The sequence below is a fragment of the Corynebacterium segmentosum genome (assembly GCF_900637825.1).
Lineage (GTDB): Bacteria > Actinomycetota > Actinomycetes > Mycobacteriales > Mycobacteriaceae > Corynebacterium > Corynebacterium accolens.
In genome coordinates, this window is sequence record NZ_LR134408.1 from 1421517 (window position 1) to 1436530 (window position 15014).

11 protein-coding genes are annotated in these 15014 nt (G+C 58.3%); 5 read left to right on the plus strand and 6 right to left on the minus strand.

The features are described 5' to 3' along the window. Positions 1-5: 5 nt before the first annotated feature. Complete coding sequence (locus EL217_RS06845) at positions 6-1091, minus strand: DUF4192 domain-containing protein (RefSeq protein WP_232018221.1); 1086 nt, start codon at positions 1089-1091, stop codon at positions 6-8. Positions 1092-1351: 260 nt separating this feature from the next. Here EL217_RS06845 and EL217_RS06850 point away from each other — a divergent pair, with 260 nt between their 5' ends. Both EL217_RS06850 and EL217_RS06855 read left to right on the plus strand, forming a co-directional pair. Further along, on the plus strand, positions 1352-2362 hold the full coding sequence (locus EL217_RS06850; RefSeq protein ID WP_126319205.1) for a PAC2 family protein: 1011 nt from the start codon (positions 1352-1354) through the stop codon (positions 2360-2362). Between the two features lie 34 nt (positions 2363-2396). After that, on the plus strand, positions 2397-4940 hold the full coding sequence (locus EL217_RS06855) for a DEAD/DEAH box helicase (protein ID WP_126319207.1): 2544 nt from the start codon (positions 2397-2399) through the stop codon (positions 4938-4940). Positions 4941-5064: 124 nt separating this feature from the next. On the opposite strand, the gene EL217_RS06860 is transcribed toward EL217_RS06855, so the two are convergent. After that, complete coding sequence (locus tag EL217_RS06860; RefSeq protein WP_126319209.1) at positions 5065-5589, minus strand: carboxymuconolactone decarboxylase family protein; 525 nt, start codon at positions 5587-5589, stop codon at positions 5065-5067. A gap of 102 nt (positions 5590-5691) precedes the next feature. Further along, positions 5692-6285 carry a peroxiredoxin gene (locus EL217_RS06865; protein ID WP_023017366.1) on the minus strand — a complete coding sequence of 198 codons (594 nt, stop codon included), beginning with the start codon at positions 6283-6285 and terminating at the stop codon, positions 5692-5694. Between the two features lie 162 nt (positions 6286-6447). Between EL217_RS06865 and EL217_RS06870 the strand changes: the two genes are divergently transcribed. After that, entirely contained in the window at positions 6448-7395 is a 948-nt protein-coding gene (locus EL217_RS06870; protein WP_126319211.1) for a hydrogen peroxide-inducible genes activator, read from the plus strand. Between the two features lie 109 nt (positions 7396-7504). Here the strand turns inward: EL217_RS06870 and EL217_RS06875 are convergent, their stop codons facing one another. Then, a complete protein-coding gene (locus EL217_RS06875; protein WP_126319213.1) occupies positions 7505-8422 on the minus strand; it encodes a hypothetical protein in 918 nt (305 codons plus the stop codon). A 121-nt stretch (positions 8423-8543) separates the two neighbouring features. Here EL217_RS06875 and hrpA point away from each other — a divergent pair, with 121 nt between their 5' ends. Continuing rightward, positions 8544-12446, plus strand: coding sequence for an ATP-dependent RNA helicase HrpA (gene hrpA / locus EL217_RS06880; protein ID WP_126319215.1), 3903 nt, complete (start codon positions 8544-8546; stop codon positions 12444-12446). Positions 12447-12638: 192 nt separating this feature from the next. Here hrpA and nrdR read toward each other — a convergent pair whose 3' ends face one another. Both nrdR and EL217_RS06890 read right to left on the minus strand, forming a co-directional pair. After that, a complete protein-coding gene (nrdR, locus tag EL217_RS06885) occupies positions 12639-13097 on the minus strand; it encodes a transcriptional regulator NrdR (RefSeq protein ID WP_023017363.1) in 459 nt (152 codons plus the stop codon). Positions 13098-13304: 207 nt separating this feature from the next. Continuing rightward, the gene (locus EL217_RS06890) at positions 13305-13709 is read right to left on the minus strand and encodes a hypothetical protein (protein WP_023017362.1); all 405 of its coding nucleotides are present in this window, start codon (positions 13707-13709) and stop codon (positions 13305-13307) included. 253 nt (positions 13710-13962) lie between these two features. On the opposite strand from EL217_RS06890, the gene lexA reads away from it, so the two are divergent. Then, positions 13963-14673 (plus strand): transcriptional repressor LexA, encoded by a 711-nt coding sequence (gene lexA, locus EL217_RS06895; RefSeq protein WP_005278903.1) that lies wholly within the window; start codon positions 13963-13965, stop codon positions 14671-14673. The last annotated feature ends 341 nt before the right edge of the window (positions 14674-15014 follow it).

Below are 15014 nucleotides of genomic sequence, written 5' to 3' on the forward strand. Positions count from 1 at the left end.
CGGGGCTACACAAAGCCATCGGCATCAATCCCCGCTGCTTCCCGCGCCGCGTCGCAACCACGGCTTAGGCTGGTAATGAGGCGTTCCCCCATTCCGCTGCGATAGGCCTGAGCGATGAGCTGGCTTAAATTGTGGCCCGGTGCCTCATCGATGGCGACGGTCAGCGCCGGACCGGCGTAAAGCCCGAATTTCTGCGCCACCTGGGTCGCTGCAAACAGCGCCAAGGCGTTATAGCGGATGGTGCCGCCAAAGGTGCGCGCCGTGGCTAGGAGCAAGGTACCGGCCGCGTGCGGGGATTCGACGAGGTCTCGGATGACCAAGTCGCGCATCCACGTCGTTGACATCCACATTGCCCCCACGCAGAGTAATTCTTCGTTATCCAGGGTCTCTTCCAAGGTTTCTACCTCGCTTAATACGTACTGCGCATCCGCGATGAGGTGCTGGACCACCCGGGTTGGATTCGTTGAGCCATACCCGTGGCCGGCACGCGTTTGCCGGGACAATTCCTCGGCGCAGCGCTGCATGGACACGATTTCTTCGTGCCCGAAGTACGGGTTGTGCGGGGCAAATTGCTGGACCAGCTCATCGCGGGAAAGCTCCGGCAAGGTACCGTTTTCTACGCAGGCGCGCATAGAGGAACTGGTGGAAATAGCGGGAATGGTTCCTTCGGTCCAAGCGTGCATAGGGCCCTTGCCATTGCCGGTGCCAAAGCCAAAGACGAGGTCGTAGGCGGTGGACGTAGCGATTTCTTCCACAAGCCAGCAGGCATCGATTCCGGTGCCCTTGTCATCTTCGAAGTGGTAGAGCGCCTCGATCATCTCCCAGAGCTCTACTTCCTCGCGTTGGGAGATGATAAAGCCGAGAACGACTTCCGGATTACCGCAATGAAAGGCGCTCATGATCTCTGGGAGGGCGTCGGGGACATCGGACAGGTCTATGCGTGCAACTGGCCCCATGGTGCGGCCTGCTGAGGTTGGTTCGATGGAGATGAGGACAATGGATTCTGCTGGGAAGAATCCAAGGATTCCTGGAATATTGGCAAGGATATCGCCGGGTGTACGGATGGGCTGTTGTGGTGTTGTGATCTTCATGACTCCTAGCTTCGGGGCCTGCGGCAAGTACCGAAAGCCCACAACAGGCAGAGGTCCGAAATCTGTGGATAAGGTGGGTGGAAGGGGGCATCGGCAAGCAGTTATGCACAGGCCCACCGCACCGGGCCTAGCGCAGGTTGCTTCGTTAGGGCATAATGGGTTATTTAACTACTCCGCGAACACTGACCTGAGTGCGTGTGGGAATAGTGCGGTCCTGGCGGTCGTTGATCTAGATTAAGAGACCAAGGAGGTAACACATCATGCACGAAGAAGAGCGCAGCATGTACGAATTGGAGTACCCCGCTCCGGTGGTCAAGGACAATTCCGGTGAAGGAAAAGGCCCCACCATGATTGTTGCCATGCACGGCTATGCCGATGCGGGCCAGGCCGTTGAGTCGAGCGCCGATCACCTCAAGGCCGCGCTGGAAAACCGCCAGCTAGCCTCCTTTAACTCTGATGAGCTCATCGATTATCGCTCCCGCCGCCCCGCCGTCACCATCGATAATGACCGGGCCCTCGAGGTTGAACCCATGGATTTGGGCTTGAAGGTGCTCCGGGATAATTCCGGCAAGTCCTTCCTTCTTCTGTCTGGCCCAGAGCCGGATATGCGCTGGGAAGCATTTACCACGGCGGTGGTCAAGCTGGTGGAGAAATTCGATATTGAAGACACCATCATGCTCTACGCCGCGCCGATGCCCGTGCCGCACACTCGCCCCACCGTGGTCACCGCGCACGGTACCGCCTCCCGCCTGACGGACAGCATGGTCAAGATGGATTCGACCATGATGGTTCCTGGCGCCGCGGCGCTCTATATAGAAAAGGCCCTAGCGGATAAGGGCCGGACGGTGGCGGGCTATACCGCGCACGTGCCGCACTATTTGGCTGCGTCCCCGTACCCGCAGGCAACGCTGGAGCTCCTCGATTCCGTGGCTAAGGCTGCTCAACTGAATATTCCGCTGGGCAGCATCGAGGCGGATATTTCCCGCGTCGAGGGCCAGCTGGATGAGCAGGTCAATGGCTCGGAAGAGATTGAGGGCGTGGTCCAGCAATTGGAGCAGCAATACGATGCCTTCATGGACCGCTACCGCGAAGAGCACCCGCAGGCCATCATGCCGGGCGAGGAAGCCGTGCCCAGCGCTGAGGAAATCAGCGAAGAATTCGAGGCCTTCCTCGCCTCGCTCGATGAGTCCGATAGCGAGGAGATTATCCATACTGATATTGATGACCGCGAAGACTCTGACGATGACAGAGACTTAGGCGACGATATCTAACGAACCCGCCCCCATCGCCGCTAAGGTGGTGGGGGTGAACTTATCTCAACAGCTGCCAGATTTAACGGAAGTCCCCGAGTCCCTCATTGATGAGGCCATTTGGGATACTTTTAACTCGTGGACCACCAGCAAGGGAATCAATCTATATCCCGCGCAGGAGGAGGCCTCGCTCGGCATCTTGGCCGGAGATAATGTCATCCTCGCGACCCCTACGGGTTCGGGCAAGTCCATGGTGGCCAACGCCGCACATTTCATCGCCCTCGCCCGCGGGCAGCGGAGTTTTTATACCGCGCCTATTAAGGCGCTGGTAAGCGAGAAGTTCTTTGCGCTGTGTGAAATCTTCGGCGCAGAGAACGTGGGCATGATGACTGGCGATGCCACCGTAAACGGCAATGCCCCCATCATCGCCGCCACCGCTGAGATCGTTGCCAATATCGCGCTTCGCGATGGCGCCGAGGCCAATATCGACCAAGTGGTCATGGACGAATTCCACTACTACTCCGATCCAGATCGCGGCTGGGCCTGGCAGGTGCCGCTCTTGGAGCTGCCCAAGGCGCAATTCCTCTTAATGTCCGCCACGCTCGGTGATACCGACTGGCTGCAGGAGGATCTCACCCGCCGCACGGGGCGAGAGACCAGCCTCGTGGCCGGGTCCACCCGCCCGGTGCCGCTGGATTTCTCGTATGTTTTTAGCGCGGTGCACGAAACCATCGAAGAACTGCTTGCCGATAATAAGGCGCCCATTTATGTCGTGCACTTTTCCCAGCGCGAGGCCGCCGAGCGGGCCCAAGCCCTGACCTCGCTGTCTGGCATCATTAACAAAGAGGAAAAAGAGGACATCGCTGAAGAAATCGGCGGCTTCCGCTTTACCACTGCCTTTGGTAAGGACCTCTCAAAGTTGCTTCGCAAGGGCATTGGCATTCACCATGCGGGAATGCTGCCCAAGTACCGACGACTTGTGGAGCGCCTCGCGCAGCGCGGCCTCCTCAAGGTTATTTGCGGCACCGATACCTTGGGCGTGGGCATCAACGTGCCCATCCGCACCGTATTGATGACCGGCCTGGCCAAGTTTGATGGGCAACGCCAGCGCATCTTGAAATCCCGCGAATTCCACCAGATCGCAGGACGCGCTGGGCGCGCGGGCTATGACACGGAAGGCACCGTCGTCGTCGAGGCCCCCGAGCACGAGATTGAAAATGCAAAGGCCCGCAGGCGCATTGGCGATGACCCGAAGCGGCTGAAAAAGCTGAAGAAGAAATCCGCACGCGAGGGCGAAGTCTCTTGGTCCGAGAAGACCTTTGCGCGGCTCACAGAAGCAGAACCGGAGCAGTTGACCTCGCAATTCCGGGTGTCGAATTCGATGCTGCTGAATGTCTTAGCCCGCCACGGCGACGGCTATGCGCATATGCGCCACCTCTTGCGCGATAATCACGATCCCCGCAGCAAGCAAAACAAGGATATCCTCACCGCCCTCGACCTCTTCCGCGGATTGGTGGATTCCGGCGTGGTCCAAAAATCCACCAAGGGGCTGGATATCTACGGCCGCCCCTACCACCTCGTGCGGGAATTGCCGCGCGACTTTGCCCTGAACCAGCCTCTCGGGCCCTTTGCCTTGGCCGCGCTCTCCCTGTTGGACCCAGAGGCAGACAGCTATCACCTTGACGTAATCTCTATCTTTGAGGCGATCCTCGATGATCCCCGGCAGGTGCTACAGGCCCAGCAGAAGAAGCGGCGCGGGGAAGAAATTGCCGCGCTCAAGGCGGACGGGGTGGACTACACCGACCGCATGAATATCGTGGAGGATATTACCTGGCCCAAGCCTCTAGAGGAGCTACTCGAGCAGGCCTACGATACCTTCGCGGAGACCAATGCGTGGGTAAAGGAATTCGAGCTGCGGCCCAAATCCGTGGTGCGCGACATGGTGGAAAACGCCATGACCTTCTCGGACTTGGTGGCCACTTACGGCTTAGCCCGCTCTGAGGGCGTTATCCTCCGCTATCTCACCGATGCCTGGCGCACCCTTAAACAGTCCATCCCCGATGAATACACGACGCCCCAAATTGAAGACATCATCGTCTGGTTAGGCGAGCTCATCCGCCAGGTGGATTCTTCGCTTGTCGATGAATGGGCGCAGATGGCCGGCGAAGACTCCCCCATCGATCAAGATACGCTCGACCGCGAGCTGGCCTTCGGCGTCGAAGATCCTACTGCGCTTACCGCTAACCGACGCGCCTTTGGCATCATGGTACGCAATTACATGTTCCGCCTCGCGCAGCTCTTCGCGCTGGAGGAAGAAGACCGCCTGGCCGAGGTATTGGATTATCTGGACGAGGTCCCCGATTTTGGCGCCGTCTTGGATGACTACTTTGACGAATACGACGACATTGATACCGGCCCTGAGGCGCGCGGACCCGAGTACTTCCGGTTGGAAGAATCCAGCTCCCGCAGCTGGCCCGTGCGGCAAATTATCAAGGACCCAGCAGGAGATCGCGCCTATCAATTTGTCGCCACGGTTGATCTGGACGCCTCCGATGAAGCCGGCGAAGTCCGCCTGTCAGAGTTGCGCGTCGAGTATTAATCACACGCGGGTTAGCTAAAACGATAAAAGCCACCCCCTGCGCTGTACCCGGCGTCCTATGGGGGACACCGAGGGAAGCAGCGCGCGGGGGTGGCTTATTCCAAAGGCTAATTAAGCAGCGCTTTTAGCGTGCAGCCTCAATCTGGACGGCCTGTGCGACTGCCTGAATGACAGAAGCAACCTTGATGGCCTCCCAGACCTGCTCCTTGGTCGCGCCAGTATCGTTGAGCTTCTGGGTGTGTGCGCCCAAGCAGTGCTCGCAGCCGTTGATAGCGGACACGGCGATATTCCACAGCTCGAAGTTAGCGTCTTCCACGCCAGGCTTGGAGATGAAGTTCATCCGCAGGCCGAACTTGACCTGTGCGTAGTCATCGCCCAACCAGCTCTTGGCGCGGTAGGCAACGTTGTTCATTGCCATGACGGTGGCAGCGCCGTAAGCGGCGTTGATAGCTTCCTCAGAGAGGTGCTCTTGCGCCTCTTCCGCGATTTCAGAAATCACGGTGTCATTGCGGGTAGCTGCCGCCGAAGCCAACAGGGTGCCCCACAGCTGCTCTTCATCCAGCTCGGTGGTGCGGGTCAACGCGCCGAGGTTGAGCTTCTGATCCTTGGCGTACTCAGGCAGTGCTGACTTCAAGTTCTCGATAGACACAGTCTTTCTCCTTCTAAATCTTTTCTCAGTAACTTAAATTGCAAGTAAGGTGCCTGCTTCCCTGCCTGAGCGGCAGGGAAAGCATTCACTCATAACTAAGGCTTAAAGCTGGGACTGGACGACGTCCATCTTGTCGATGTTCTTGGTTGGGTCGTTCTTCTCCCAGTTGCAGGCGCAGACCTCTTCGGACTGCAGGGCGTCGAGGACACGCAGGACCTCGTCAACGTTGCGGCCCACAGCGTCCGGGGTAACGGAGACGAACTGGATGACGCCATCTGGGTCGATGATGAAGGTTGCGCGATCGGCAACGCCGTCGGCGTTTTCTACGCCCAGTGCGCGGATCAGGTCGTGGCGCACGTCGGAGAACATCGGGAACGGAACGTCCTTCAGGTCCGGGTGGGTTGCGCGCCAGTTGAAGTGAGCGAACTCGTTATCGGTGGAGCCGCCCAGTACCTGGGTGTCGCGGTCCTGGAACTCTTCGTCCAGCTTGCCAAAGGCAGCGATTTCGGTCGGGCACACGAAGGTGAAGTCCTTGGGGTAGAAGAAGACGACCTTCCACTTGCCCTCATACTTGTCCAAGGAAACCTGCTCAAAGTAGTCCTCTGGCTGGCTAGCGTTAACGTTGTGCAGGTCGCCGCCGGTCAGGGCGGTGAGGTCGAATTCTGGGAACTTTTCGCCAACGGTCATGATAGGCATGTTCTTCAACTCCTTCTTAAAAGGGTAATCTTTTTCAAGTTTCCGACAGTCCTGTGCCGAGGACCACGGGCCGGACCCTCTCCGGCCCAACACCAAAGACAATACCATTAATTCCGGTCACGTCAATAGCTAATCCTATAGATAAATGTTAGAGTGATAGGCATGCATAATAAAGAGTATCGACCAACACTTGCCCAGCTGCGTACGTTTGTCACCGTGGCGGAAAACAAGCACTTCGGCACCGCTGCCGCCAAGCTGGAGATCTCTCAGCCTTCCCTCTCCCAGGGCCTCGTGGCGCTCGAGCAGGGGCTCGGCGTCCAGCTCATCGAGCGCTCCACCCGCAAGGTCATTGTAACCTCAGCCGGCGAAACCCTTTTGCCCTACGCCAAATCCACCCTTGAGGCCGCCGATACCTTCCTCGCACATGCCCGGGGCGCCCATGGCACTCTGTCTGGCCCGCTTACCATTGGCGTTATCCCGACTATCGCCCCGTATATCCTCCCAGACTTACTGGCGATGATTACAGAGACCTACCCGGAGCTTGAGCCGCGCTTTGTGGAAGAGCAAACCCAGCACCTTATCGCGCGCCTGCGCAACGGCAACCTCGATTTAGCCATCCTCGCCCTGCCTTCGGAGGCCACGGGCATGGTCGACAGCTCGCTGTACACCGAGGACTTCGCCATCGTCAGCCCGCCCGATCACCCCATTGCCGGGCGTACAGACGTGCAAGTTGCAGAGCTGCGGGACTTGGACCTGCTGCTGCTTGACGATGGCCCCTGTCTCCGCGACCAAGTCGTCGATCTCTGCCGGCATGCCCACGTCAACCCTGCAGAGGCAACAAATTCCGTCACGCGCGCCTCATCATTGACCACTATTATGCAACTGGTCATGGGTGGGCTCGGCTGTACCCTCGTACCCAAGTCCGCGTTGGCCACCGAATGCCACGGCAAGAACCTCGGAGTGGCCTACTTTGCCCCCGATGTCACCGCAGAACGCGAAGTCGGCCTCGTCTTCCGCTCCTCTGCCGCACGCAGTGAAGAGTTCCGCGAATTCGGCACCCTGATTACCGCCGCTTATGAAAATGCCCTCGCCCGCTCGCTGGAGGGCTAAAACTTAAGCGTCTTCGATTCCCCACGGCCCCTCGGCTCAATTACTCCCGCCACATAAGTTTAAGGCCACCGAAGCAGTGCCTCGGTGGCCGTAAACAATGGCAAAGCCATTACGCAGGTTGGTCGACTGCGCGGCCTGCACACTGGCGGAACAAATAAGCCGTAGACAGTAAGGTAACCGGTACAGCAACAATCAACCCAACAAGGAATACGATGAAGCCGCCAATTATAATCAGCATGTTAAGCACCGTTAGCAGCAAAAGCTGGCCGTAGTTTCCTTTACCGGCCTTAAAACCGTTCTTGATGGCTTGGCCAACTCCGTCGCCATCGGCCGCAAACCACTGCATCAACATATAAAGCGGCTGAATAAACAGGCCGATGAGAGTCAATAAAGCCACAACTCCGAAAAGGCCTGCCATGGATTCCAACGCCTCTTCCTCTGTGGCACCGGTCCCCATATCAGGGCTAAGGAAGAATGAACCACCAACGAAGATGAACATTACTAACCAGGTAATAATGCCGATGATGATCATGATCGCCAGCGGCTGCCACCACCGCACATTCTTGCCCACATAGTTCCACCCAGTGCGCGGATCATCGATTTGGAATAGCGCCAGTCGCAGCGCCATCAGGCTAATGACGGCCACGAACACATAGGACACGATCTGCACAATGGCTCCTCCACCGAAGGCCTCCGCACCCTCTGATGGAGCAACGGCCGCGCCCACGATGGAGAAAGCGATGGCAATCACGCCAACGAGCAAGCTACCGAGGATCCACAATTTCCAATTCTTAAATACCGTACGAAAGGCCCACGAAATAGAATCGATGGCCGAGGGTTTTCCGGTAAACCCGCCGTTGTTTACGGTGTTGTCCTGTGCTTGGTAGCCCGCATATCCTTGATTACCGGAGCTCTCGTGGCTACCGCCATAGGAGGGCAGGTTGCCGTAGCTTGGCTGGTCCTCTGGGTGGTTAGTCGGTTCATAGCGCGGAAAATCGTCATTTCCACCGGATTTATCGTCGTTCATCAGCGGTGCCTTCCTTCTGTATTCGGGTTGGGCGCAACGAGAAAAGTATCGTTGCGATAAGTATTTTCACAATAGCAACTTTTTCCACTCCACGTAACCGGGGTAAGCTCATAAATTAGCCATGACACAGCATGAAACCACGACATCGCAGGCCCCTAGCCGCGATGAATTTTTTGCAGCATTAGACAACGTCACCATCGCCGAGGCCCGCAGCTTCCGGCGCCGCCTATCGAAGGCACGCGCCCCCAAGGCCCTGCGCGAAATCGGCCAGGATATCCAGGCTGCCGCAGACCGCCTTGCGCTTGTCGATGCCGCCGTGCCCCAACTCACCTATCCCGATTCCTTGCCCGTCAGTGGCCGCAAGGACGATATTGCCGCCGCCATTGAAGAAAACCAGGTCGTCATCATTGCCGGCGAAACCGGCTCTGGTAAGACCACGCAGATCCCCAAGATCTGCCTCGACATCGGCCGGGGTCGCCGGGGACTTATCGGCCACACCCAGCCGCGCCGCATTGCCGCACGGACCGTCGCCGAGCGCATCGCCTCCGAGCTCGACCAAGACATCGGGGAATCTGTAGGCTACGCCATCCGCTTCGATGACAAAGTCTCTGATACCACCGCGGTGAAACTTATGACGGACGGCATTCTGCTAGCAGAAATGCAGCGCGATCGCTTCCTTAATAAATACGACACCATCATCATCGATGAGGCGCACGAGCGCTCACTGAATATTGACTTCCTCTTGGGGTATCTCAAGCGGATTCTTCCCAAGCGGCCCGAGCTCAAGGTGATTATCACCTCCGCGACGATTGATCCGGAAAGTTTCGCCGAGCACTTCGCCGAACCCGATGGCACTCCTGCCCCCATCATCGAGGTATCCGGACGCACCTACCCGGTGGAGATTCGTTACCGCCCCCTCGAATTCGAGGCGGGTGGAAAGCTGGTGGATCAAGACCCGCTCGATGGCTTAACCGAGGCCATCGAGGAGCTCATGGCAGAAGGCGACGGCGATATCCTCTGCTTTTTCCCGGGCGAGCGCGATATCCGCGATGCCATGGAAACAATCGAGGCCAAAAAATGGAAAAACGTCGAGGTCGCGCCCCTCTTCGGGCGCCTATCCAACCAGGAACAGCACCGCGTATTTAGCAATCACCGCGGAAGGCGCATCGTTTTGGCCACCAATATCGCCGAAACCTCGCTGACCGTACCCGGAATCCGCTACGTCGTGGATACCGGCACCGCGCGTATCTCGCGCTATTCCACGCGAACCAAGGTGCAGCGCCTGCCTATCGAGCCCATTTCGCAGGCCTCTGCTAATCAGCGCTCGGGTAGGTGCGGCCGCGTCGCCGATGGCATCGCTATCCGCCTCTATAGCGAGCAGGACTTTCAAAGCCGCCCGGAATTTACTGACCCGGAAATCCTGCGCACCAACCTCGCCAGCGTCATTTTGCAGATGGTCTCGCTCAAGCTCGGCGATATCGAGCAATTCCCTTTCCTCCAGCCACCCGAGTTCAAGGCCATTCGCGATGGCCTCAACCTCCTCCACGAGCTCGGTGCGCTCCAGGACAAGCACGAGAAACCGGCGCTGACCGAAACCGGCCGCAACTTGGCCCGCATCCCACTCGATCCGCGCATGGCGCGCATGCTTATCGAGGCCCATACCAACGGCTGCCTCCACGATGTCATCGTCATCGTTGCCGCCATGACCATCCAAGACGTGCGCGAACGCCCGCTGGAGTACCAAGCGCAAGCCGATCAGGCGCACGCGCGCTTTAAAGACAAAACCTCTGACTTTTTGTCCATGCTGAAGTTGTGGGATTACATCAAACAGACCCGCAATGAGCAATCGGGCAATAGGTTCCGCAAGCGCATGAAGCAGGAGTTCCTCCACTACATGCGCATCCGCGAGTGGTTCGACCTGGTCCGCCAGCTCAAAGACGTCTCCAAGCAGCTGGGGTGGGATTACCAAGAAGGCACCGAACGCCGCGCCGACGATATTCACATCGCGCTGCTATCTGGCCTGCTGTCCAATATCGGCGCCCGCGACGGCAATTCCAAGGAGTTCCACGGCGCGCGCAATACCCGCTTCCTTGTCTTTCCAGGCTCCGCCTTGGCCAAAAAGCCACCCGAGTTCGTCATGGCGGCAGAGCTCGTCGAAACCTCTCGGCTTTGGGCACGCGACGTTGCCGCCATCGATCCGGCGTGGGTGGAAGAGCTCGGCGCGGACCTGCTCAAACACAACTATTCCGATCCCACGTGGTCCCGCAAGCGCGCGGCCGCCATCGCGCACCAGAAGTCCACGCTCTACGGCGTGCCCATCGTCGCGGACCGTACCGTGCCATATCACCGCGTGGACCCCGTCGCGGCGCGCGATATGTTCATCCGCAATGCGCTTATCGCCGGCGAGTGGAATGCGCATCATCACTTCCTCAAGGCAAACGCGCAGGCCCTTGATGAGGCGGCCGAATACGAGGAAAAGGCCCGCCGCCGCGGCCTCATCGTGGATGAGGATACCCTCTTTGATTTCTATGACCAGCGCATTCCCGCCAAGGTCACCACGGGCCGTCATTTCGATTCCTGGTGGAAGAAAAAGCGCCGCCAGGAACCCGATCTGCTGAATTTCGATCCAGCCACGCTTGTCGATGACTCCCACGACGTCACCGAAGTCTCCTTCCCCGATCACTGGCGCAAAGGCTCCATCGATTACGAGCTGACTTATAAATTCGAACCCGGCGATCCCCTTGATGGCGTCACCGTCATGGTGCCCGTTCCCATGCTTGCCGGCCTCGATATCGAAGGCTTCGATTGGCTCGTTCCCGGCCTGCGATTCGAGCTCGTCAACGAGCTTATTCGTTCCCTTCCCAAGGCCCTGCGGCGCACCGTCGTGCCCGCCCCGGAATTTGCCGAGCGCGCCATGGAACGCCTCATTCCCTTCGAAGGCCCCCTTACCCAGCAGCTTGCCGATGTCCTGCGCGAGCTCGGCGGGCACGGCATCAACGCCTCCGACTTCCAACCGGACAAGCTGCCGGACCATTTGCGGATGAACTACGCGGCCATCGACAAGAGTGGCACCATCATCGATTCCGATAGGGACCTTGCCGCCCTGCGCGAGCGCCAGGCCGGCCACATTAAATCGTCCGTCTCACGGGTAAGCCGCACCGCAGAATCCACCGCGGTCAGCGAGTGGACCGACGATACCCTCGGCACCGTTGACGAGACCATCACCACCACCGTCGATGGCCACGAGGTCACCGCTTACCCAGCGTTGGTGGCCACCAAGGAAGGCGTTGAGCTTAAGGTTCATCCCACCAAGGCAGCTGCCGATGCCGCCATGGTCACTACCACCCTCACGCTTTTGATGCGCGAAATTTCCGTCTCGACCGCGCAAATGGTCAAGGGGCTTCCCTTGCAGCAGCGCGTCGCCGTGGATTCTTATCCGCATGGCGGCGCCGACGGCCTGGTCAATGACGCCCGCGTCGCGGCGATCCGCGACCTCATGCTCGAAGCTGGCGGCCCCGTGCGCTCGCCAGAGGTGTTTACCGAGCTCAAGGACTCCGTGAAACCGCAGGTCCCCGGCCGCGTGCGGCAATCAATAGTCTCGATCGCACCTGGCTTAGCTGAGTATTCCAATCTCCGCGCCGAGCTTTCCCACTGGGACGGTCCCGCCATCGACGATATGGAAAAGCAATTCGCTTTCCTCCTTCCGCCGAATGCCATCACCGTGCACGGATCCGCACACCTGCGACACCTTCCCCGCTACATCCAGGCAATGCGGATCCGCTTGGAAGACCTCTCGCTCGATCCGGATCGCGATGCCGACCGCCAGGCCGAGGTCGATAATGCCAAGGCCTACCTGGCAAACCGGCTGCGCAACCTTCCCGCGGGTCGCGAAAAGACACGCGAGGTCAAGGACATCCACTGGATGATCGAGGAATTGCGGGTCTCGCTCTTTGCCCAACGCCTCGGCACAGCCCACGCAGTATCCCTGCGGAGGATTCAAAAAGCGGTGGACAAGCTGCGCTAGTCTCCCCAACCTCACGTTCCCGCCGCCCGGCCGGCCATACTTAAGCTAAAAATCTGCTTACTCGGCCGCCGGCGGCGTGAACATTGGGCTGGCCCTAGCGAAATCATGCGCACAAAATGCCAGTTAAGGCTGCTTCGATCCTGCGCAAGAACGGTTGTATAACTGCTGAGAAATCGTCCTACACTGCGCAGTTTAAAGGTCCCCGCGATCGCGGCGCCGCATCAAACGAATCTCCGATTCAAAGTCATCCGCGCTCTCGAATGATTTATACACCGAGGCGAAGCGCAGATATGCGACCTCGTCTAGGTCACGCAGTGGCTCGAGAATCGCTAGCCCGATTTCGTTGGCGTTTACCTGCGAGGACCCGTGCCCCCGCACCGTTTCCTCAACCTCTTGGGCCAACTTTTTTAAGGCATCATCGCTAACGTCGCGACCCTGGCATGCGCGCCTAACCCCCCGAATGAGTTTATCCCGGCTAAATGGCTCAGCGAGGCCATTTCTCTTAACAACCAGCAGTACGGCCTTTTCCACAGTGGTGAAGCGTCCCTTACAGGAAGCACACTCCCGCCGGCGCCGTATCGATGCGCCGGCATCAACCACGCGCGAGTCAATAACGCGGGATTGTTCGTTATGGCAAAACGGGCAGTACACACTAGTCCTTTCGCTAATTTAGCTTCTCGGTTTAGTTTACCTCCCACGGCCAAGCCAAAAACCTGACACCATTGCGCCAGACTCCTCCTACTCGAGTGCCTGTCTCCGTGAAGCAAGCGGGCCTTATCTGCGGCCGGGAAGACAAGCTGCTGCCTAAAAGGCTCTAAGCCTTAAACCCCCGAAGTGCCTGCTTTTGTACACGCAGCACTACTGTCCGATCGCTGCTTCTACTTGCTGTACCGAAGCGCCAGGATCAGTCGGCGTTTCAGCGCTCGTACCCATCAGCCCGCCGGCAACCGTGCCGAAAAATACGGCAGCACCAAATACTGCACCGAGGAGGTAATTCTTGCGCGAACTATGCGCATCGTCTTCTTCCATCGGCCTGTTCGCGAAATCAGGTAAGGAACGTTCATCAGTCCACGTATTCGAATAACCTTCACGGTTCGTTCGATATACGGAATTTAAAGTCCTGATTTCCCCCTTTTCGGAAGGAGAATGCTGCACGCCCCAGCTTTGATCATCAATATCCCAAATAGCCGCTGAAGGGACGATCTGTGGACGTGCCGCGCGCTGTTTGACCATGTTATTGCGAGAGTGAAGTAGTTGAGACATTGCTTTCCTTTCGACGACCGCCGTAAGTCTAAAGCGGCCCCTTGACACAACAAGAGCTCAATGTCGCTCCTGTGTTCGAGATTGTTTCTATGTTCGATTTATAGCACCACTTCGAAAACCTGTCCAGTTTTTCGCGTAAATCTCGAACGCTTGTACTTTTCGTGCTACAAATGAGTTATGGCACGCAGGTGTCACCCAGTCCCTTTTCAAGCTACGAACGCAGAACCTCAGACCCCTTAGCTAGGAGCCGCACATGGGCCGCAAGAAAGCAAGCACCGCAAAGAACGATTACGCCTCCCTTTCCGAAAGGCAACGCCGCATCCTTAACGTCATCAGCGATGCAGTGATGCTCCGCGGTTACCCGCCCAGCATCCGCGAAATTGGTGACGCCGCCGGCCTGCAATCCACCTCGTCCGTGGCCTATCAGCTCAAGCAACTGGAGGAAAAGGGCTTCTTGCGCCGCGATCCCAATAAACCCCGCGCGGTCGACGTACGCCACCTCAACACTGACGACGCCGAAAAGAAGCCGGGCCGCAAGGCTAAGGACGTCCCCGATACCTCTGCCCGCGGCCCTGAAGAGTCTGCCGCCGTAGCTTATATTCCCGTCGTTGGCCGCATCGCCGCCGGTGCACCAATCACTGCAGAGGAAAATATCGACACGTATTTCCCCATGCCAGACGAGGTCGTCGGCGGAGGAGAGCTTTATATGCTGCAGGTCGTGGGCGATTCCATGCAGGATGCCGGCATCCTCAACGGCGACTGGGTCATCATCCGGTCGCAATCGGTGGCTGAGGAAGGCGAGTTTGTCGCCGCGCTTCTCGATGGCTCCGAGGCCACCGTCAAGGAATTCCACCGCGATTCCTCTGGCGTATGGCTCCTTCCGCACAACGATGCCTATCCGCCCATCAACGGCGATGATGCGGAAATTATGGGCAAGGTAGTATCCGTCTTCCGCAAACTCTAGGCCCCGGCCAGCTACTTTAACCAAGCCGCACGCGGGTGTTCGCCTGCGGTTGTTGTCGCCGCCGACACTCTGCGCCCGCTTTCTTGAAACCCGCTCTTTGCACTTCGTACGCTGCCCTGTTCCCCGCATAGGGAGCAGGGCCATACGAGTTTTAACGCATTCCACGCCTTTCTGCCTCGCAATCGCGCCCCAAAAAGCCAACTTAAGCGCGCGGGGTTTATTGAGAAAGCACCCCCGAAATAACGGATCCGTAAGTTAAGCGCTACTAGGGTTGGCTTTCAACTAGGGCAAATAAAGCTGACTGACCTGCGGCTTTTATCCCAAACCAGACAACAGCGCAC

Bases quoted from the DNA above. Each gene is read 5' to 3' on its own strand.
- EL217_RS06845 (WP_232018221.1), bottom strand. From the start codon at position 1,091: ATGAAGATCACAACACCACAACAGCCCATCCGTACACCCGGCGATATC.
- EL217_RS06850 (WP_126319205.1), top strand. From the start codon at position 1,352: ATGCACGAAGAAGAGCGCAGCATGTACGAATTGGAGTACCCCGCTCCG.
- EL217_RS06865 (WP_023017366.1), bottom strand. From the start codon at position 6,285: ATGCCTATCATGACCGTTGGCGAAAAGTTCCCAGAATTCGACCTCACC.
- EL217_RS06870 (WP_126319211.1), top strand. From the start codon at position 6,448: ATGCATAATAAAGAGTATCGACCAACACTTGCCCAGCTGCGTACGTTT.
- EL217_RS06875 (WP_126319213.1), bottom strand. From the start codon at position 8,422: ATGAACGACGATAAATCCGGTGGAAATGACGATTTTCCGCGCTATGAA.
- hrpA (WP_126319215.1), top strand. From the start codon at position 8,544: ATGACACAGCATGAAACCACGACATCGCAGGCCCCTAGCCGCGATGAA.
- EL217_RS06890 (WP_023017362.1), bottom strand. From the start codon at position 13,709: ATGTCTCAACTACTTCACTCTCGCAATAACATGGTCAAACAGCGCGCG.
- lexA (WP_005278903.1), top strand. From the start codon at position 13,963: ATGGGCCGCAAGAAAGCAAGCACCGCAAAGAACGATTACGCCTCCCTT.